The sequence below is a fragment of the Actinomadura rubteroloni genome (genome assembly GCF_002911665.1).
GTDB classification, from domain to species: Bacteria; Actinomycetota; Actinomycetes; order Streptosporangiales; family Streptosporangiaceae; genus Spirillospora; species Spirillospora rubteroloni.
Map to the genome: position 1 here is coordinate 1,842,431 of NZ_MTBP01000001.1, position 19,948 is coordinate 1,862,378.

General features: G+C 74.0%; 16 protein-coding genes. 9 read left to right on the top strand and 7 right to left on the bottom strand.

All coding sequences use genetic code 11. The features are described 5' to 3' along the window. Positions 1–17: 17 nt before the first annotated feature. Positions 18–1,094, bottom strand: a complete 1,077-nt coding sequence (locus BTM25_RS08170) for an NHL repeat-containing protein (protein WP_168212047.1) — start codon at positions 1,092–1,094, stop codon at positions 18–20. Positions 1,095–1,302: 208 nt separating this feature from the next. On the opposite strand from BTM25_RS08170, the gene BTM25_RS08175 reads away from it, so the two are divergent. Next, positions 1,303–1,980 (top strand): phosphatase PAP2 family protein, encoded by a 678-nt coding sequence (locus tag BTM25_RS08175; RefSeq protein WP_235828361.1) that lies wholly within the window; start codon positions 1,303–1,305, stop codon positions 1,978–1,980. A gap of 4 nt (positions 1,981–1,984) precedes the next feature. On the opposite strand, the gene BTM25_RS08180 is transcribed toward BTM25_RS08175, so the two are convergent. The 4 genes from BTM25_RS08180 to BTM25_RS08195 form a co-directional block, all read right to left on the bottom strand. Continuing rightward, positions 1,985–3,031 carry an endonuclease/exonuclease/phosphatase family protein gene (locus tag BTM25_RS08180; protein WP_103562087.1) on the bottom strand — a complete coding sequence of 349 codons (1,047 nt, stop codon included), beginning with the start codon at positions 3,029–3,031 and terminating at the stop codon, positions 1,985–1,987. Between the two features lie 43 nt (positions 3,032–3,074). After that, on the bottom strand, positions 3,075–4,391 hold the full coding sequence (locus tag BTM25_RS08185; RefSeq protein WP_168212048.1) for a tetratricopeptide repeat protein: 1,317 nt from the start codon (positions 4,389–4,391) through the stop codon (positions 3,075–3,077). A gap of 159 nt (positions 4,392–4,550) precedes the next feature. Then, on the bottom strand, positions 4,551–5,861 hold the full coding sequence (locus BTM25_RS29555) for a hypothetical protein (RefSeq protein ID WP_168212049.1): 1,311 nt from the start codon (positions 5,859–5,861) through the stop codon (positions 4,551–4,553). A gap of 111 nt (positions 5,862–5,972) precedes the next feature. Beyond that, positions 5,973–7,736 carry an acetyl/propionyl/methylcrotonyl-CoA carboxylase subunit alpha gene (locus BTM25_RS08195; protein ID WP_103562089.1) on the bottom strand — a complete coding sequence of 588 codons (1,764 nt, stop codon included), beginning with the start codon at positions 7,734–7,736 and terminating at the stop codon, positions 5,973–5,975. A gap of 157 nt (positions 7,737–7,893) precedes the next feature. Here BTM25_RS08195 and BTM25_RS08200 point away from each other — a divergent pair, with 157 nt between their 5' ends. Beyond that, positions 7,894–8,898 carry an SPFH domain-containing protein gene (locus BTM25_RS08200; protein WP_103562090.1) on the top strand — a complete coding sequence of 335 codons (1,005 nt, stop codon included), beginning with the start codon at positions 7,894–7,896 and terminating at the stop codon, positions 8,896–8,898. Between the two features lie 55 nt (positions 8,899–8,953). Here the strand turns inward: BTM25_RS08200 and BTM25_RS08205 are convergent, their stop codons facing one another. Then, on the bottom strand, positions 8,954–9,199 hold the full coding sequence (locus BTM25_RS08205; protein ID WP_103562091.1) for a type B 50S ribosomal protein L31: 246 nt from the start codon (positions 9,197–9,199) through the stop codon (positions 8,954–8,956). 399 nt (positions 9,200–9,598) lie between these two features. Between BTM25_RS08205 and BTM25_RS08210 the strand changes: the two genes are divergently transcribed. Continuing rightward, on the top strand, positions 9,599–9,871 hold the full coding sequence (locus tag BTM25_RS08210; protein WP_103562092.1) for a WXG100 family type VII secretion target: 273 nt from the start codon (positions 9,599–9,601) through the stop codon (positions 9,869–9,871). Positions 9,872–9,947: 76 nt separating this feature from the next. Here BTM25_RS08210 and BTM25_RS08215 read toward each other — a convergent pair whose 3' ends face one another. Next, on the bottom strand, positions 9,948–14,435 hold the full coding sequence (locus BTM25_RS08215; RefSeq protein WP_103562093.1) for an FtsK/SpoIIIE domain-containing protein: 4,488 nt from the start codon (positions 14,433–14,435) through the stop codon (positions 9,948–9,950). Between the two features lie 350 nt (positions 14,436–14,785). On the opposite strand from BTM25_RS08215, the gene BTM25_RS08220 reads away from it, so the two are divergent. Genes BTM25_RS08220 through BTM25_RS08245 form a run of 6 tightly spaced genes read left to right on the top strand, consistent with a single transcriptional unit; the run spans position 14,786 to position 19,948 of the window. Further along, positions 14,786–15,661, top strand: coding sequence for a hypothetical protein (locus tag BTM25_RS08220; protein ID WP_103562094.1), 876 nt, complete (start codon positions 14,786–14,788; stop codon positions 15,659–15,661). 2 nt (positions 15,662–15,663) lie between these two features. Continuing rightward, the gene (locus tag BTM25_RS08225; RefSeq protein ID WP_103562095.1) at positions 15,664–16,527 is read left to right on the top strand and encodes a hypothetical protein; all 864 of its coding nucleotides are present in this window, start codon (positions 15,664–15,666) and stop codon (positions 16,525–16,527) included. Further along, positions 16,528–17,832, top strand: a complete 1,305-nt coding sequence (locus BTM25_RS08230; RefSeq protein WP_103562096.1) for a CpaF family protein — start codon at positions 16,528–16,530, stop codon at positions 17,830–17,832. Positions 17,833–17,841: 9 nt separating this feature from the next. After that, positions 17,842–18,783 carry a type II secretion system F family protein gene (locus tag BTM25_RS08235; protein ID WP_103562097.1) on the top strand — a complete coding sequence of 314 codons (942 nt, stop codon included), beginning with the start codon at positions 17,842–17,844 and terminating at the stop codon, positions 18,781–18,783. After that, entirely contained in the window at positions 18,780–19,691 is a 912-nt protein-coding gene (locus BTM25_RS08240) for a type II secretion system F family protein (protein ID WP_103562098.1), read from the top strand. The genes BTM25_RS08235 and BTM25_RS08240 overlap by 4 nt, the downstream gene beginning before the upstream one ends. A gap of 44 nt (positions 19,692–19,735) precedes the next feature. Further along, the gene (locus BTM25_RS08245; RefSeq protein ID WP_103562099.1) at positions 19,736–19,948 is read left to right on the top strand and encodes a hypothetical protein; all 213 of its coding nucleotides are present in this window, start codon (positions 19,736–19,738) and stop codon (positions 19,946–19,948) included.

Sequence of the window (19,948 nt, forward strand, 5' to 3'; positions counted from 1 at the left end):
CGCGGGGGCGGCGGACCTCAGCCGGTGGTCATGACGACCGGAGTGTCGTCGCGGGTGCCCTCGGCCCAGAGAGTCGTGGTTCCGGGGATCGCGGCGAAGCGGTAGAGGTCCAGGCGCTTGGCGCCGGACGGGAGCGGGATCGTCTGCTTCGTCCACGTGTCGCCGTCGCGGCGGTAGAGGACTCCCGTCGTGCCGTCGGTGCCCCCCAGCCAGGCGCGGCCGGTGCCGTCCACGACGACGTCGCGCGGGACGAAGCCGCCGCCCGGGAGCGCGACCGGTGACCACGCGGTGCCGTTCCAGTGCAGCAGCGACTCGACGGGTGCCCACCGGGCGACGAGATCCGCCGCCGCCGCCCAGATGTCGCCGGGGCCGCCGGCCGCGAGCGTGCGCAGGACCTTCGACGCGGTGGGCGTCGGTACCTCGGTCCACGCGCCCCCGGTCCAGTGCAGGGTCGTGGCGACGGATCCGCCGCCCGCCTGCTGCCGCGTCGCGCCGAGCCAGGCCTCCGACGGGCCGGTCTGGACGAGGGCGGTGAGGCCGCTGAGGCCCGCGGGTAGCGTCTCGGCGACGAACGCGCCGTCCCGCCACCGGTAGAGGCCCTCCCCGGCGTGGTCGCGCCGCCAGGCCGTCAGCCAGGTGCCCGCCGGGCCGGTGTGGACGGTCCTGAGCTGCTCCACGTCGGACGGCGCGGTGACGCGGGCGAACGCCGTCCCGTCGAACCGCGCGACGTAGGGACCGGACGAGGCGTTGCTCGTGATCCACGTCTCGGTGCCGGCGCTCACGTCGTTCACCTCGCCTGTCCCGGAGTATCCGTTCAGCGGGTACTCCTTCCAGCCGGAGCCGGTCCAGCGCCGCACGACGGGGTTGCCGGACGTCCAGATGATCGTGGACAGCTCCGGCGCGAAGATCGGCAGGCTGCCCTGGTATCCGGCGAACCAGACGTTCCCGGCGCCGGCGGCGGTGATCGTGTTGATGCCCGTCTTCGGCCAGAAGAACGGCAGGCCGACCTCGTGCCAGCCGGTGTCCGCCCGCACCGGCGTGACGGCCGCCGCCACCAGGGCTGCCGCCGCGACGACGACTCCGAACTTCCGCACGACAGCGACCATCGACCGTCACCTTCCAGGGGGGAACCGCAACGCTGCCACTTTACGGTGGCACGATCCTCTGATGGAAGGGGCTGTTCATTTGAGTGACGTTGAGTGATTGAATAGTTGCTAATGGTGGTAGAGGGGTCTCGGTGGCCGAGGCGGCGGGATAATCGCCCTGTTCATCTCCTGTTCGCCGGAAGGCGGTCTCGTGTTCATGTGGTCATCCGAGCCCCCGCACCCGAACTGGCGGCCCCGGGTCGCCGTCGCGCTCGCGGTCTGCGCGCTCGGGCTCGCCGCCGACGCCGCGCTGGTCGGCGCGCACCGCACGGGCGGGATCGACCGGACGCTGCTCGGCGACACCGTCGACCACCGCGAGCACGCGCTGACCGTGCTCCTGAAGGGCGTCACGGACGCCGCCGGATACCCGCTGCTCGCCCTCTGCGCGGTCGTCGCCGCCGTCCTGGCGTGGCGCGGACGGTCCGTGCGCCCGTTCGTGCTGGTCGCGGGCGCCGCCGTCGGCTCGGCCTTCGCCGCCGGCACCGTGAAGGGCCTCGCGGACCGCGTCCGGCCGCCGCAGGTCTACTGGCTGACCGTCGAGTCCGGGTATTCGTTTCCGTCCCGCCACACGACCGTGGCGGCGGCGCTGCTGCTCGTCCTCGCGTTCCTGGTCTGCGGCCAGTTTCGGCACCGGGCGGCGGTCGCCGCGGCCTGGACGGCCGCCGTCGCGGGCGCCGCGCTCGTCGGGGCCAGCCGCGTCTACCTCGCCGTCCACTGGCCGAGCGACGTCGTCGGCGGCTTCCTGCTCGGCGCGCTCGTCGCCGTCGCGCTGATGGGCGCGGACCTGCTGGCCCGCGCCCACCGCGCCCCCGCCCCCGCCGTCGAGAGCGCCTAGCCCGTCACCAGGCGATCCGCGCCGCCACCGGCAGGTGGTCGCTGCCGGTGGACGGGAGCACCCACGACGACGTCGGCCGCACGCCCCGCACCAGGACCTGGTCGATCCGCACCATCGGGAACCTCGCCGGCCAGGTGAACCCGAAACCGCTCCCCGCCTTCGTCTGGGCGGAGCGCAGATGCGCGGTGAGGGCGGTGAACGAGCGCTCGTCCACGGTGCCGTTCAGGTCGCCGAGCAGCACCGTGCGCGGGTTCTTCTCGGCGGCGACGGCCGCGCCGAGCGCTTGGAGGTTCCGGTTCCGCGCGTCCGTCCAGAAGCCCGCGCGGGGGTTGACGCGGATGGATCCGAGGTGCGCCACGTACACCGCCAGCGGCCCGTGCGCCGTGGCCACCGTCGCGCGCAGCGCCCGGTTGTAGGTCATCTTCTCGCTGGTGGGCTTCATCGCCCCGAGCGGCCCCGCGTCCATCGCGGTGTCGACCGGGCGGACGTCCGTCAGCGGCAGCCTGCTCCACAGCCCGACCGTGCCCTGAGCCGTGTGGTACGGGTATTTCGCCGCCAGCTCCTTCTCGTAGACGCCCCGGGCCTCCCAGGTGATCTCCTCCAGGGCCAGCACGTCCGCGCCGGACGCGGCCAGGTCGCGGGCGGTGCGGGCCGGGTCGGGGTTCGCGGCGCCGACGTTGTGGCTGACCAGCGTGAGGTCGCCGCCCGCGTGGGTCCGGTCGCCGAGCAGCCCGCCGAACAGGTGCAGCCACGCCAGGACCGGCACCAGCAGCGCGACGACGGCCGAGGCGGAGCGGCGCCACAGCGCCCCGGCCAGCAGCACCGGGACGAACAGGCCGGTCCACGGCAGGAACGTCTCGACCAGGCTGCCGACGTTGCCGATCGCGTTCGGGATCCACCCGTGCAGCAGCATCACCAGGCCGAGCAGCACCGCCAGCGCGGCGAGGACCGGGCCGCGTCTCCAGATCTCCGGCCGGGACGCGGCGCCCATCACCCTTTGGAAGCGCCCGGCGTTCTCCGGACGGGCCTCTTCCGCGTCCGTCCGTCCCATCGTCGGTCCTGGCTCAGTGGCGGTCACAGCGTGCGTCCTCGGGTCAGGCGGCTTTGCCGCGCGCGATGTAGAGATTCATGGCGGTGAAGTCGAGCGTGATGGTGAACGGCTTGAAGAAGCAGTGGGAGAAATGGCCGATCGAATCGAATCCCGGCCCGTACGGCCAGGGCACGTTGACCGGCATGTTCGGGTCCGATTCACAGTAGACGCCCTCGGCGGTGGCCGTGCCGAGACGGATCTCGCTCGGATAGCAGGGATAGGTGATGGTCGGGTGGCTGTGGGCGAACGTCTCGATCGGACGGTCATTGTCCGTGCGCACGCCGAGCCGTTCGGCCACGTCCCCGGTCAATCCCGCGGCGGCCTCACCGCTGACGCCGCCGAAATTCACGCCCATCACCCGGGCGCCGGATCCGGCGACGCTGCCCACGCTGGAGACGTCGTGGTCGCGCGACAGCCACATCGGCAGGGGCTTGACGCCCGCCCGCGCGGCGTCGGCGCGCACCTTGCGGGACGCTCCGGACGTCGGACGGCGCAGGACCAGCGACCGGCCCGCGTAGTCGAACGTGGTCAGCAGGTGGTAGAAGAGCCAGGTCCCGATCATGCCGTCGCTCTCGGTGCCGACATCGGCGCCCGACTCCGTCGAGGACCAGCCCACCGGGACGTTGCGCAGCTCGATCCCGCCCAGCGCGAACGAGTCCAGGTACCCGTAGTACACCCAGATCGGGGTGCCCTCGAAGTCGGTCTTCTCCTTGTAGACCGGGGTCAGCCCCGCGTCCTCGGCCGCCGACGCGGTCAGGCCCAGGTTCGGCGTGCCGGTGTAGAACGTGAAGCGCTTCGCCGGCCCGCCGTTGAGCGAGGCCTCGACCAGTGGCATCGGGTCCGTCTGGAGCCAGCGGACGCGGCCGGCGTCACCGTGGATCTCGTACGGCTTCCCCCGGACGGCCCCGAACCACTGCGCGTAGCCCTCTTCGCCGGCCGCCCGCCAGCACGGCACCGAAAGGGCGAATTTGTCCTGCCGGATGTAGCAGTCGCCCAGCAGCGCGTTGGTCTCCTTGTCGTCGGGCGCGATCCGGCGGGCCGTCGTCAGGAACTTCTCCGCGTCGGCGAACTTATTGGCCAGGAGCGCGACATGGCCGCGCTGACGCGCCGCCCGAAGATTGGCGGGATCGGTTTTCAGGATCTCTTCGTACGCGCGGCCGGCCTGCTCGAATTTCCCGGCTTTGAACAGCGCGTCGGCTGCACTGTCGTCGGCGCGTGCCGTTCCGGTCCGGCCCAGCAGCGGCGCGGTCGCGGCGGCCCCGGCCACCACGGCGGCGCCCCGCAACAAAGCGCGCCGGCCCCATTCCCCGTCCTCGGTCACGGCATTTCCCCTTCGTCGTCGCCTTCGGCCGTCCCCCTTTCTAGCCAACGCCCGGTCACAGCGCGGTGCGCGAAGCTGTGACCCGGCCGTGACCGGGCACCGGTCCCGGAAAAGGCGAACGCCCGGGGTCCGGCCGGACCCCGGGCGCGACGGGACGGGTCAGAAGTCGCCGCCCCCGAAATCCCCGCCGCCGCCGAAGTCGCCGCCGCCGAAGTCCCAGCCGCCGCCGAGGTCGCCCCCGCCGCCGAGGTCCCCGCCGCCGCCGTCGAAGCCGCCGCCCCAGCCGCCGCCGAACCCGCCCGACATCATCGAGCCGAGCGCCGTGCCGATCAGCAGGCCGCTCACGAGGTCCAGACCGCCGTAGGACGCGTAATAACCGCCCGCGTACGGCGCGTAGGCCGGACCCGCGTCCCAGTACGGACGCCGTCCGTCGCCGTAGGGCACCATCCGGTAGTCCGGCGCACGCCCGCTCAGCACGGCCTGCGCGTCCGCCGCGCACGCCGGGACGGACCGGGGCGCCGCGCCCGGCGGCGCCCACACCACGTCCTGCACCGACGGCCCGTGGTTGGGGTTGAAGAAGCACGGCGCGCGGTGCTCGGGCACCGGCTCGCCCGCGAGCAGCGCCCGCGTCGCCGTCATGTTGTAGCGGCCGTCCTCCAGCGCCGTCGCGACCCGCGTCATGTCGGCGGGGACGCGCGCGGCGTCGATGGCCGCCTTCGCCGCGTCGTAGGAGTTCATCGCGGCCTCGTAGTGGCCCCGGACGGTCGGGTCGAGGCCCTGGTCCATGACGTTCAGGTCGAGGCGGGCGATGTCCTCGCCGAGCAGCGTGACGTCCTCCTGGACGCCGCGCTTGAGGTCGTCGAGCTGCCGGGCCTCGCGCTCACGGCGCCGCCGCCGCACCACCAGGAACGCGCCCGCCGCCCCGGCGACGACCACCACGAGCAGCCCGAGCAGGACGAACCCGCCGATCATGCCGCTGCGCGCCTGGTCCTCGGCCTTCTTCTCGGCCCGGTCCACGAACCCGGTGAGCTGGTCGGCCGCCGAAGCGCCCGGCGTGCCGCGCGCCTGGAGCTGGTCGATGTCGGACGCGGACAGCTTCTTGGAGATCGCCCACAGGCCTGAGCCGTCCGCCGACACCGCGACGTACGTCTCGCCCTTGCCGACGCTGTTGGCGACCTGCGCCAGCATCGACCGCGTCGCCGCCGGGGGCACGTCGTTCGCGATCACCACCGCGCGGATGTCGGCCTTGTCGGCCTTGTCGAGCGCGGCGCGCATCTGCGCCTGGTCGCCCGGCGAGACCGAACCCGCGACCTTGCTCGTCACGTAAAGACGGGAACTCAGCAGGCCGTGCGCGATCTGGGCCGAGGTGTCCGCGCTCGCCGCGCCCGCGCCGCCGAAGACCAGCAGGACGGCCGCGCCCAGCACCGCGGCGAGGACGCCGCCCCGGCGGAACCGAAGGTGGGATCTCATGTTCGCAGTCTTCCTCCTCGTCCCGTACGACGTGCACGGCTCGCCGTCCGTTCCCCGTCGCGGGCAAAGAAAGCGGCCCGGCGCACGCGCCGGGCCGCTCGCGGACGCGGCTCAGGCGTCCTTGATCTCGCAGATGACCGCGCCGGACGACACCGTCTGCCCGACCTCGGCGGACAGCCCGCTGATCGTCCCGGCCTTGTGCGCGGTGAGCGGCTGCTCCATCTTCATGGCCTCCAGCACGACGATCGGGTCGCCCGCCGCGACGGCCGCGCCGTCCTCGACGATCAGCTTGACGATCGTGCCCTGCATCGGGCTGACCAGCGAGTCCCCGGATGCCGCAGCCCCGCCGCCCTTGCGGCCCGCGCCGCGCCGCGCCGGAGCGGACGCCGCCGCCCCGCCGCCCGCCGCCGTCGCCCCGAGGCCCGCCGGCAGGACGACTTCGAGCCGCTTGCCGCCGACCTCGACGGTGACGCGCTCGCGGGCGCCCTCGTCCGCGCCGGGCGCCGCCGCGCCCTCGAACGGCGGGATCGTGTTGTCGAACTCGGTCTCGATCCACCGGGTGTGGACGGTGAACGGCCCTTCGTCCGGCACGAACGCCGGGTCGTCCAGCACCGCGCGGTGGAACGGCAGCACGGTCGGCATGCCGTCGATCACGAACTCGGCCAGCGCCCGCCGCGCCCGCTCCACCGCCTGCCGCCGCGTCGCGCCGGTCACGATCAGCTTGGCGATCAGCGAGTCGAACTCCTGCGGGACGGTGTGCCCCGCCTCATAGCCCGAGTCGAGCCGGACGCCCGGCCCCGACGGCGGCTCCCACGCGGTCAGCGTGCCGACGGCGGGCAGGAAGCCGCGGCCCGCGTCCTCGGCGTTCAGCCGGAACTCGATCGAGTGGCCGCGCAGCACCGGGTCGTCGTAGCCGATCTCCTCGCCCGCCGCGACCCGGAACATCTCCCGGACGAGGTCGACGCCCGCGACCTCCTCGGTCACCGGGTGCTCGACCTGGAGCCGGGTGTTGACCTCCAGGAACGAGATCGTCCCGTCCTGGCCGACGAGGAACTCGCACGTCCCGGCGCCCACGTACCCGGCCTTCTTGAGGATGGCCTTGGACGACGAGTACAGCAGCTCCACCTGCTCGTCCGTCAGGTACGGCGCCGGGGCCTCCTCGACGAGCTTCTGGTGGCGGCGCTGCAACGAGCAGTCACGGGTCGAGACGACGACCACGTTCCCGTGCTGGTCGGCCAGGCACTGCGTCTCCACGTGGCGCGGACGGTCCAGATAGCGCTCCACGAAGCACTCGCCGCGCCCGAACGCCGACACCGCCTCGCGGACGGCCGACTCGTACAGCTCGGGGACCTCCTCCAGCGTCCGCGCGACCTTCAGCCCGCGTCCGCCGCCGCCGTAGGCCGCCTTGATCGCGATGGGCAGCCCGTGCTCCGTCGCGAACGCCACGACCTCGTCCGCGCCCGACACCGGGTCGGTGGTGCCCGCGACCAGCGGCGCGCCGACGGCCTGCGCGATGTGCCGGGCCTGCACCTTGTCGCCGAGCGCGCTGATCGCGGCCGGCGGCGGACCGATCCAGGTGAGACCCGCCTCCTGCACCGCCGTCGCGAAGTCGGCGTTCTCGGCCAGGAAGCCGTAGCCGGGGTGGACGGCGTCCGCGCCCGACTCGGCGGCGATCTTCAGCAGCTTGCCGATGTCGAGATAGCTCTCGGCGGCCGAGCGGCCGTCCAGCGAATACGCCTCGTCCGCGACCCGCACATGCAGTGCGTCGAGGTCCGGCTCGGCGTACACCGCCACACTCGTCAGCCCGGCGTCGCGGCAGGCGCGGGCGATTCGGACCGCGATCTCACCGCGGTTGGCGATCAGGACCTTGCGCACGTTGGGTCTCCTCCCTCAACCTCGCACCGCAGTCTAGATAATCGTTCTGAAGTGATGATGTAAGCCCCGCGTGCTGCACGGATCCGCGCACCGCCCGCGTGCGTCCGATCTTCCGAGTTCGCCCGAAGAAGTCGGGCGTCCGGAAGGAGTTCCCCCCGTGCCTGCCCCCAAGCGTCCCACCGTGCCGTCCTGGCGTTCGCCGCGCCGTCGGACGTCCGTCGTCCTCGCCGTCCTGCTGGCCGTCGTCGGGATCCCCGTCCTCACCGCGCTGTTCGGCGGGTACGAGCGGACGGGCGGCGGCGAGGTCGCGGTCGTGCGCAACGGCGGGTTCTTCGACAACAACCGCATCCGCCAGGTCATCGACCCGGGCTCGGGACGGACGTGGATCGGCCTCTACTCCAAGGTCCACAAGTACCCGGCGCAGCAGCGCTTCTACACGATCACGTCGCAGGCGTCCAAGGGCGACGAGTCCGGCGTGGACGTCGTGACGGTGCCGAGTTCCGACGGCGTCAACATGGGCATCGAGGGCACGCTGTACTTCACGCTGAACCTCGACCACGCGACGCTGCGCTCGTTCGACGACAAGTACGGCACCCGCAAGTTCCGGGGCGCGGACGGCGACATGCACTACGCGTGGAACGGCGACACGGGCTGGTCGGCGTGGCTCGACCAGATCATCCGGCCGGTGATCGACAACGCGCTGCGCAGCCAGGTCAACAGCTTCCGGTGCGCCGAGCTGGTCTCCTCGTGCGCGCTCGTGCAGAACGCGTCGGCGACCGTCCCGGTGAAGGGCGCGCCCGCGCAGAGCAACAACGCCAACATCAACAAGGTCCAGACGGCGATCAACACGAGCCTGGCCGCCGACCTCAACTCCACGCTCGGCGGGACGTTCGTCACCAACATCCACTTCAACCTGGTGCGCGTGGAGCTACCGGCCCGCGTCCAGGACGCCGTGGACCGCGCGCAGGCCGCGTTCGCGCAGGTCAGCGAGGCGCAGGCGAAGGTGGCGTCGGCGCGTGCCGAGGCCGCCGCGAACAAGGCCCGCCAGGACGGCTACAACAAGTGCCCGACGTGCGCCCGGATCGAGGAGCTGAAGGCGCTGCCGCAGGGCATCACGGTCTACGCGCCCGGCAACCCGAACGGGTCCCTTTTCGGACGCTGACCTTTCCGCACGGAAACGCCCCCGGCCCGGTGCTCCGGACGGGGGCGTTCGCGCGTCAACTCTTCTTGTAGCGGCGGTTGAACTTCTCCACCGCGCCGGTCGTGTCCATGACGCGTCCACGGCCGGTGTAGAACGGGTGGCTCGCCGAGGAGACGTCGACGTCCACCACCGGGTAGGTGTTCCCGTCCTCCCACTCGATCGTCTGGTCGGACCGGACGGTCGAGCGGGTCAGGAACGCGTAGTCGGCGCTGCGGTCGCGGAAGACCACGGGCTGGTAGTCCGGGTGTGCGTCCTTCTTCATGGTTCCTCCCGTACGTGCTCGCGGGCGGGGTCCGTCGGGGGTGTCCCCTCTCCGTCGCGCACCCGGATGAACCATGGGACAACGGTTTTCATTCCCGAACGCCCGGGGCCGGGTCGCGGCGCGCTCAGGGGCATATCGGATGAACAGCGCGATACCGTCCGGTATTCCGTACGTGCGATTCGCCGCCGGATGACGCCCAAGATCATTACGAAAGGCACGGCTGGCCGGATCCGGCCAGTGAAAGTCGGCGGTCAACGCCCAGAACGGACGCACGGATCGCCTCGCCCGTCTGGATTACCGAGATCGGGCGGGCGTAGGCTGACGCCATTCCGGAAAACGGCGTCCGGTACGGGGCCGGCACGACCGGCCCGGCGGACGACGACCGAAAGGGCCGAGGCGATGAGCGGAGACCGGCGCGGAGCCAGCATCGGGGAACTCGAGGAGCTGTCGCGCATCTTCAGCAAGCACGCGCGCAACCTCGACGCCCTCATCAAGGACCTCAACGGACGCACCGTGAGCAGCGCCGAGATCTGGTGGGGTCCGGGCGCGGACCGTTTCCGCTCCACGTGGGCCGAGGCCAAGGCCGCCTTCGACAAGATGGCGCTGGCCCTGGAGCAGGGCGGCCAGGACATCCGCCGCTCCCGCCAGAACATCGAGGCGGCCACCCGCTAGCCGACCCGGAAGACCGCGGATCCCGGCCCATCCCCCCGAGGCCGGGATCCGCTCTTTTCTCCCCGCACGCGCCGCGTCAGCTCAGGGGGAGGGCCACCTGGATCTGGGTGGTGACGCCCGTCGCGACGAAGAGGCCGCGGCCGGTCGGACCGCCCAGGGACGCGTTGCGCGGCAGGCGCAGGCCGAAGAGTTCGCCGTCCTCCGGGGTGTCCACCGACAGCAGGACGCCCGAGCGGGAGCGGCGCGCGTCGGGGAGGAAGCCCCGGTAGCCGCGGCCCAGATCGGCGGTGGTGCCGCCGAGGACGACCGCGTGTTCGCCGTCGCGGGCGGTGCGGAGGGCGTCGCGCAGGGCGTCGTCCAGTTCGGTCTCGTCCAGGAGTTCGGCGTCGTCCACGACCACGACGTAGCGGTGCTCGCCGTGCACGGCCGTCTCCAGGTCCTCGGCGGTGGCGTCGGCGTCCAGGACGGCGAGGACCCCGGGGCGTCCGGCGAGCTGGCGCAGCGGCGAGCGGCGCGGCGTCACGAGGACGACCGGGACCAGGCCTCCCGCCACGGCCGGGTCCAGGAGCGAGCAGACGATCGTCCAGAGGGTCGTGGAGCGGCCGGTGCGCGGCGGGCCCGCCACGACGAACCCCGGGCCTTCGTTGAGGAGGTCCACGCCGACGGGGGCGAGGGTGTCGCCGCCGACGCCGACCAACGCCCACAGCGCGGACGGCGCCAGGAAGTCCGGGTCCAGGGCCATCGCCTCGCGGTAGGTCACGCGGACGGGCAGTTCGTCCACGTGCAGCGGGCGCTGCCGCCGGGGCAGCTTCCCGTACCGGCTGACGCACGCCCGTCCGATCTCCTGCAACGCGGTGACCTGCGCGGCGCCGGACGCGTCCTCCCCGAGCAGCCCGATCTGCGACTCGCGCAGCGGGATGCCGGGGGCGAGGTGCTCCAGGGCGCGGCCGGGCGGCATCGCGGCCGGCACCTGCCGGGGCTGGAGCCCGGCGTAGCCGTAGTCGTTGGGGTCGGCCATCCGCAGGATCAGCCGCCGGTCGAAGACCGTCGAGATCTGGCCGCCGAGACCGGAACGGTCGCCGGTGAAGACCGCGCGCAGGCCGACCGCCGCGCCCTCGCGCAGCAGGCGCAGCACCTGGTCGACGAGCCGTCCGTAGTCGTAGTGCTCGAACGCGGCGACGAAGGCTTCCCACCGGTCCAGCAGCAGGACCATCCACGGGAGCCGGTCGGTCGCGGCGACGGCGGCGCGCTGCTCGGCGAGCGAGGCGAACCCCGCCCCGGCGAGGAGCTGCTGCCGCCGCGACACCTCCGCCGACAGCGCGACGATCAGCCGCTCGCACCGGTCGAGCTGCTCGCGTCCGACGACGGCCCCGCAGTGCGGCAGCGACACGAGCGGCAGCAGCGCCCCGGCGCCGCAGTCGATCGCGTAGAGGTGGACGTCGTACGGCGAGCACGACCCGGCGAGGGACCCGGCGAGCGTGCGCAGCGCGGTGGAGCGGCCGGACCGGGCCGTCCCGGCGACGTAGAGGTGGCCGCCGCCCGCGAGGTCCAGCAGCAGCGGCTCGCGGGACTGGACGGCGGGCAGGTCGGTGATCCCGAACGGGATCGGCGCGACGTCCACGACCGAGCCGCCCGCCGCCGTGCGCGGCGTCAGCCGGACGCGCTCGGGCAGCGGCGTCAGCCACGGCGACGGCTGGCGCGGGATGCGGGACCGGCGCGCGGCCTCGTCCACGGCCTGGACGAGCACGGCGAGGTCGGTGAGCATCGTCCCGTCGTCGGACGGGTCCTCGCCGCCGGGGAACGGGTGGCCGAGGCCCGTCCACGGCAGCGGCCGGACGACCGGCCCCCGCCCGGACGGCCCCGCGCCCGGCCGCCGCCCCCCGACCCGCGCGGACTGGACGGCCTTGGCCGCGCCCGCTCCGGACCGGACGTGGCAGCGTCCCGGCGTGGCCTTGGAGATCTGCGCCGCGTCGGCGGTGCCGAGCAGGTCGCGCGACTCCTCGGCGTCGGTGACCCGCAGGACGATCCGCAGGTTCGTGTTCGCCCGGATGTCGGCGGTGACGACCCCCGCCGGGCGCTGCGTGGCGAGCAGCAGATGGACGCCGAGGGACCGGCCGCGCCGGCCGATGTCCACGAGCCCGGCGAGGAAGTCGGGCAGCTCGCCGATCATCGCGGCGAACTCGTCGATGACCAGCAGCAGCCGGGGGACGGCCTGGCGCCCGGGATCGGCGGCGCGCACGTCGTTGTAGTCGTCCAGGTCCTTGGCGCCCGCCGCGAGCAGGATCTCCTCGCGGCGGCGCAGCTCGGCGGCCAGCGACTCCAGCGCGCGTTCGGTGGAGTGGCCGTCCAGGTCGGTGACCATCCCGACCGTGTGCGGCAGCTTCGCGCAGTCCTTGAACGCGGCGCCGCCCTTGTAGTCGATGAGGACGAACGTCAGCTCGTCGGGCCGGTTCGCGACGGCGAGCCCCGCGATGAGCGTCTGGAGCAGCTCGGACTTGCCCGCGCCGGTGGTGCCCGCGATGAGGCCGTGCGGCCCGTCGGCGCGCAGGTCGAGGTGGTGGACGCCGTCCGCGCCGACGCCGACCGGCACGCGGGTGGACCGCCCGCCGCCGGCCGCCCACGCGCGCAGGACGTGCTCGGCGGTCGGGTCGGGCATGTCGAGCAGGTCCAGCAGCCGGACCTCGCCGGGCAGGGCCTCGTCGCCGTCCTCGCGGGACACGTCGCGGACCGGCGCGAGCGCGCGGCCGAGCCGTTCGGCCCACGCCACCGAGACCTGGTCGGCGAGGACGGTCGCGGCGCCGTCCAGGCCGTCGCCGCGCAGCCGCAGCGTGACCGGGTTCTCGGGGTCGAGGGCGGCGACGGCGGAGCACTCCTCGGGCAGGAGGCGCTCCTCGTCGTCCAGGCAGATCGCGTGGATGCCGAACTCGGCGCCGCGCGCCAGCAGCATCGGCATGCCCGGGACGCGCCGCAGCGCCCGCGCGCCGTCCAGCACCAGCAGGATGCTCCCGAACGCGGGCGGGGCGCCCGCCCCGGCGGCCTGCGCGGCGCGGCGCCGCTCGGTGAGGTGGATGGCCAGCTCGGTGACGCGGTGCGCGACGGACTCGGGGTCGGTCCCGACGAGCGCCGCGCACTCCTCGCCCGAGCGCGGCGAGCAGTGCGGCAGCCAGCGCACCCAGTTCCACGCGTCGCCGGCGGCGGCGTCCCCGGCGGTGAGGACGACGATCGACAGGTCGCGGGGGCTGTGCAGGGCCGCGGCCTGCGCGACGAGCCAGCGCGCGAGCCCGCGTCCCGCGCCGCGCGGGCCGGTGACGCCGAGGACGCCGTACTCGGGCAGCGGCAGCGCGACCGGGACGAGCCGGGCGAGCGGGACCTGCGCGTCCGGGTCGTCTCCGGCGTCGAGCAGTTCGACCGCGGCGGGCAGGTCGGCGAGGCCGAGCCGCAGGTGCAGCGCGTCGGGGTCGTCGGCGCGGCGCTCCCACAGCCGCCGCCGGGGGCCGGTCGCGGTCAGCAGAATCTCGGCAGGGTCGGGGGACGCGGCGCGGCGCTCGGCCTGGTCCTCACGGCGCAGCCGGTCCAGCTCGCCGCCGAACGCGTCGGCGCGCACCTGGTACTCGCGCAGCGCCTTCTTGTACGACTTGCGCCCGTACAGCCGGTCGCCGAGCCATTCGCCGACGGCCGTCAGCGGCCACGCCAGCGCGAACAGCGCCCACCACCACTGCCCGAGCCCGAACGCCATGACCAGGCCGAACGCGGAGAACAGCAGCGCGCCGAACAGCCGCAGCCGCTCGCGCGGGTCCCGCTCGGGACGGCGCGGCACCGCGACCGACCGGGCGCGCCCGGCGGGACGCAGCCGCGGCGGGCGGTTGAACGCCAGCCCGCCGCCGGGCAGCGGCTCCAGATGCGTGTCCGGCGGGGCGCTCGGGACCTGCGTGAGGACGGTCGCGCCGACGGTCAGCATCCCGCCGGGCGGCCAGTGCGTCCGGCCGGACGGCAGCGCCTCGCCGTCCAGCAGCGCTGTCGTGTGCGCGGACGGCTCGACCAGCACCTGGTCGCGGGCGACGGTGATCCGCAGCGACGCGGCCGGGACGCCGGGGTCGGGGACGGTGATGTCGACCGCCGCGCCCGAGCCGAGCGTCCCGACGCCGAGCCCGAGCCGGTGGACGGTCCCGGCCGCGGGGCCGCCGACGACGCGGATCTCGGCCAGCCCGGTCGGCTCGGCGAGGACGGTCGCGGCGGCGGTGCGCTCCTCGACGGCCAGCACCGCCCCGTCGCGCAGCTCCCGGACGGCCAGCGCCTCGGGGTCGAGCATCCGGCCGTCCATCCACAGGGCGCGCCGCTCCTTGACGGGGCTGCCCGCGGGCGGGGCGGCGGCGACCCCGCCCGAGCGCGCGTCCGTCGCGAAACGCGGGGCGGGAACGGCGGAAACGATCTCGTCAGGGGACGCGGCGCCATTCAGCGTTCCGTGCAGCGAGCGCGCGACGCCGTCGACCGTCATTTCGGAATCGACATGGATCACGACGTCCCGGGGACCGTCCCCGGTGAGCGCGGTACACGAGATCCGCATTCGAGCCCCTTCGTCGCCCGGTCGCCGGGAGCCCCGGCGTTCGGGTCAGCTTAATTACTCGGCCCCGCCGGGGCTGCGGGTCCCGCCGCCGCGCCCGGACCATCGATTCGCCGCGAAGCCCAGCAGATCATGACAAATGCGTCTAGTATTCGGGTGACTGTCAGCGGATCATGTCACCGGTGGTCAGAACCGGAGTGGCCGCGAAAAGCACTGGTCAACCCGGTGCGTTCCGTCACGGCCCGGCTTCACCGCGCCGAACGCATTGACGTGACCTCGCGATCACCGCGAGCATGGATCGCTCGACAGGCGGCGGATCTCGGCCGGCGGCGCACGCCGGACGGGAAGGAGCGGTGGCCAGCGCGATGAAGTCCAACCAGTCGGCGGTCGCGGGAGGCGACTCCCCCCGCGGCGGCGGGGTCTCGTTGAACCCTCCCGGCGGAGCGGGCGGCCTCGGCGGATCCGGGCTCGGCGCGGCGGGCGGCCAGCGGCTGCCGGTGGCGCCGCGCGAACGGCGTCCCGCGCTCGCGGCGCTCGCCGTGCTGCTCATCCTCGGCGGCGCCCTGACCAGCGCGTACCTGGTGATGGCCAGCGGGCAGCGGGTGTCGGCGATCCGCATCGCGCAGCCCGTCGCGGCGGGCCAGCGCATCCCGGCGTCGGCGCTGCAGGAGGTCCAGGTCGGCGACACCGGCGACGACTACTTCATCGCCTGGTCGGAGCGCGCCAAGGTCGTCCAGGCGTACGCGGCCGTGCCGCTGGTGAAGGGCGCGCTGCTGACGAACGGGATGGTCAGCCGGGACGACGACGCGGCGCGCGGCCGGGTCGTCGTCGGGCTCGCGGTCAAACCCGGCCAGTTCCCCGGCGGCGTGACGGTCGGCGCGCGGGTCGCGCTCTACGCGGTCGCGGCCGGAGCGGGCGGCGGGTCGGGCGGCGGACGCACCGGGACCGTCCTGTCCGGCGACGCGATCGTCATGGACATCGGCCGCGGCGACGCCGAGAAGCTCGGCGGCGGCGACCAGACCACGCTGGACGTGGCCGTCCCGGCGGCCGAGGCCGCGAAGGTGGCGCAGGCCGCCTCGCTCGGCGCGGTCGCGGTGGCGCTGCTGCCCGAGGGCACCAAGATCCCGACGACGCAGGGCGGCGGTGGCGACGTGCCCCCGGCGGGCAAGACCCAGCAGCCGACGGGGACCGCGCCGAACAGCGGGACCAGTCCGAGCGCGGGGAACTGACCGTGGCCCTCATCGCCCTCGCCGCCGACAAGGGAGCGCCCGGCGTCACCACGGCCGCCGTGGCGCTCGGCGCGGTCTGGCCCCGTCCGGTCCTGGTCGCCGAGTGCGACCAGGCGGGCGGCGACCTCGTCTACCGCCTGCCCGCCGAGGACACCGGCGACGCCGGGATGCTCAACCCGTCGCGCGGCCTGCTCAGCCTCGCCGCGACGGCCCGGCGCGGGCTGCGCCCCGACCAGATCGCCGAGCACTGCCAGCGGCTCGTCGGCGGCCTCGACGTGCTCGTCGGGCTGACCAGCGCCGAGCAGGCGCAGGCGATGACGTGGCTGTGGGGGCCGCTCGGGCGCGCGTTCGCCGGGCTCGGATCGGTGGACGTCCTCGCCGACTGCGGACGGCTCGGCGCGGGCAGCCCGCTGCTGGACCTCATGCGCGAGGCCGACCTCGTCGTGCTCGTCACCCGCGCCACCCTGGAACAGGTCGCCCACCTGCGCGAACGCGTCGCGGTGCTGGGGGAGGAGCTGCGCGGCGGGCCGCCGCTCGGCGTGCTCGTCCTCGCCGACCCGCGCGCCTTCCGCGGCTCGGTCGCCGAGGTCGACCGCATCCTCGCCGGCACGCGCCGCCGGCTGGCGGGCCAGGCCGACGCCGCGCGCCCCGGCCCGGCGGCGCCGTCGGTGAGCGTCCTCGGCGGGCTCGCGCTCGACCCGAAGGGCGCCGACCTGCTCGGCGGCCGGTGGGGCGGCCGGCTCGACCGCTCGCTGCTGATCCGCTCCGCGCGCGAGGCCGCCGCCGACCTGGCCGGACGCGTCGTCGCCGGCGCGGCCCGTCCGCCCGCCGACACCGCGCCGCTTGTCGAGGACGGGAGGCGCTAGATGGACCACGGACTCGTCAAACGGCTCCGCCAGGAAGTCGGCGACCGGCTCGCCCAGCAGCGGCGGCTGGACGCCGCGCACGGGCTCGCGGCGATGTCGGGCGAGGACGAGCGCCAGTTCGCCCGCGCGCTCATCGGGCAGGTCCTGGAGGAGTACGCGCGCGGCGAGATCACGTCCGGGCGCCGTCCGCCGAACGCCGAGGAGGAAGAGGCGCTCGCGGCGGGCGTCCACGCGGCGCTGTTCGGCGTCGGCCGGCTCCAGCCGCTGCTGGAGGACCCCGAGATCGAGAACATCGACGTCAACGGCTGCGACCGCGTGTTCATCGGGTACGCCGACGGACGCGAGGCCATGGGGGAGCCCGTCGCCGAGAGCGACGAGGAACTGGTCGAACTCATCCAGATCCTCGCGGCCTACAGCGGCCTGTCGTCGCGTCCGTTCGACACCGCCAACCCCGAACTCGACCTGCGCCTCCCGGACGGGTCGCGCCTGTCGGCGGTGATGGACGTGACCGTCCGGCCCGCGCTCTCGATCCGCCGCGCCCGCCTCGGCAAGGTGTTCCTCGCCGACCTGGTCGGGACCGGGACGTTCAGCGCCGAGCTGGGCCGGTTCTTCCGCGCGGCCGTCCACGCCCGCAAGAACATCATGATCGCCGGTGCGACCAACGCGGGGAAGACGACGCTGTTGCGCGCCATCGCCAACGAGATCCCGGCGCACGAGCGGCTGATCACCGTCGAGCGGGCGCTGGAACTCGGGCTGGACGCGTTCCCCGAGCTGCACCCGAACGTCGTCGCGTTCGAGCAGCGGCTCCCGAACTCCGAGGGCCAGGGCCTCATCTCGATGGCGGACCTGGTACGGCGGTCGCTGCGCATGAACCCGTCCCGCGTGATCGTCGGCGAGGTGCTCGGCGACGAGATCGTCACGATGCTCAACGCGATGACGCAGGGCAACGACGGCTCGCTGTCCACCATCCACGCGAACTCCTCGGCGGAGGTGTTCAACCGCATCGCGACGTACGCGATCCAGTCCGAGGAACGGCTGCCCGTCGACGCGACGCATATGCTCATCGCGGGCGCCATCGACTTCGTCGTGTTCATCGAGAAGCGCAACGACTACGCGCGCGGCGGGCGGCTGCGCCGGTACGTCGCGAGCGTCCGCGAGGTGACGGGCAGCGACGGGCGCGTGCTGTCGTCGGAGGTGTTCGCGCTCGGCCCGGACGGCACGGCCGTCCCGCACGCGCCGATCGCCTGCGCCGACGACCTCGCCGAGTACGGGTACGACCCGGCGCGCGAGGCCGTCCAGTGGTGAGGGGGCGCGGTGTACTCGGCTGACGTCCTGCTGGCGATCGCGGCGGGCGCGCTCGCGGGCGGCGGGATCCTGCTGCTCGTCGCGAGCCTGCGCGGGATGCCGGTGCGGCGCGGCCCCGACCGGGCGCGGCGCCGCGAGGAGATGATCCGCACCCTGACCACCCGCACGGCCGTCGCCGTCCTCGCCGGGGCCGCGGTGCTGGTCGTGACGCGCTGGCCGATGGCGGCGATCGGGACGGGCGTGCTCGTCCTCGCCTGGAACGGCCTGGCGGGCGGCGCCGCCGAGGAACGGCGCGGGATGGCGCGGCTGGAGGGCCTGGCCGCGTGGTCGGAGTCGCTGCGCGACACGATCGCGGGCGCGGTCGGGCTGGAGCAGGCGATCCCGGCGTCGCTGCGCGCGGCGGCGCCCGCGCTCCAGCGCCCGCTGCGCGACCTCGTGGACCGCCTCCACACCCGCGTGCCGATGCCCGAGGCGCTGCGCCGGTTCGCCGACGACCTGGACGACCCGTCCGCCGACCTCGTCGTCGCCGCCCTGATCCTGAACGCCAAGCTGCGCGGCCCCGGCCTGCGCGACATGCTCGGCGCGCTCGCGACGTCCGCCCGCGCCGAACTGGACATGCGGCGCCGCGTGGAGGCCGACCGGCGCTCGACGCGGCGCAGCGTCCGGATCGTCGTCGGCGTCTCGGTCGGGACGGCCATCGCGCTCGCGGTGTTCAACCACTCCTACGTCGAGCCGTACGACGACTTCCTCGGACAGCTCGTCCTGTGCGTGGTCATCGGCCTGTACGCCCTGGGCTTCCTGTGGCTGCGCCGTCTGGCACGGCACGAACTGCCCGACCGCTTCCTCGCCGGCCGCGAAGACCGTCCGGGCGTCCCGAGCGAGGTCCCGTCCACAGTCGCCGGCTGGCGCGGCCGTTCCCCCCTCCGCTCCCGCGAAGGGGGCATGCAGTGAATTCGGCGTTGCTCGCGGGGGCCATTGCGGGGCTCGGGTTGTTCGCGCTCGTGCGGGCGTTGTTCCCGCCGCGGCCGGGGTTGGCGACGCGGCTGGCGGCGTTCGACGCGGCGCGGCGGCGGGGGACCGAGCGGGCCGGGCGGACGTCGCCTACGCGCGAGTCCGTCGGTGGGCTGCGCGCCCGGGTCGGCCGGGAGCTGGTGCGGTTCGCCGAGGCGCGCGGGTGGCGGATGACGTCCATTCGCGCGGACCTGGACATCACCGACCGGTCGCTGGAGGCGTTCCTCGCCACCAAGTTCCTGCTGCCGGCCGCCGCGTTGCTGTTCGTCCCGGTGGTCATCGCCTACTTCGCGCTGCTCGGGCTCGGGATGTCGGTGCAGGTCCCGGCGTGGATCTGCGTCATCTTCGCCGTCGCGTTCTTCTTCTTCCCCGACGTGCAGCTCCGGCAGGAGGCCGTCGCGCGGCGCAATGACTTCCGGCGGGTCGTGGGAGCGTTCCTGGACCTGGTCTCGATGAACCTCGCGGGCGGACGCGGCGTCCCCGAGGCGCTGATGACGGCCGCGAACGTCGGCGACGGCTGGGCGATGCGGCGGCTGCGCGACGCCCTCGGCAACGCCCGCATCACCGGCCGGACGCCCTGGCAGGCGCTCGGCACGCTCGGCGAGGACCTGGACGTCGCCGAACTGCGCGACCTGGCCGGGGCGCTCGCGCTCGTCGCCGACGACGGCGCGCAGGTCCGCAAGTCCCTGGCCGCGCGGGCGGCGTCCATGCGCAGCCGCGAGCTGTCGGAGCTGGAGGGGAAGGCGGGCGAGCGCTCCCAGTCGATGCTCGTCGCGCAACTGTTCCTCTGCGGTGCCTTCCTCGTCTTCCTGGCCTATCCCGCCGTGATCCGGGTGATGGGATCCTGAACGTTCCCCGCCGTCCGTACCGATCCCCTCTAGGAGCGGAACAGATGAATCTGCTGAACGATCCGACACTCGTCTATCTGCGGGCCGTGCTCGGCACGCGCGTCCACCGGCTGCGGACGGAGGACCGCGGCCGGGGCGCCTCGGCGATCGAATGGGCGATCATCACGGCCATCCTGGCCGCGATCGCGCTCGCCATCGGCGCGACCATCATGAAGAAGATCAGCGACAAGGCCGACAGCATCAACACCGGCACCTGA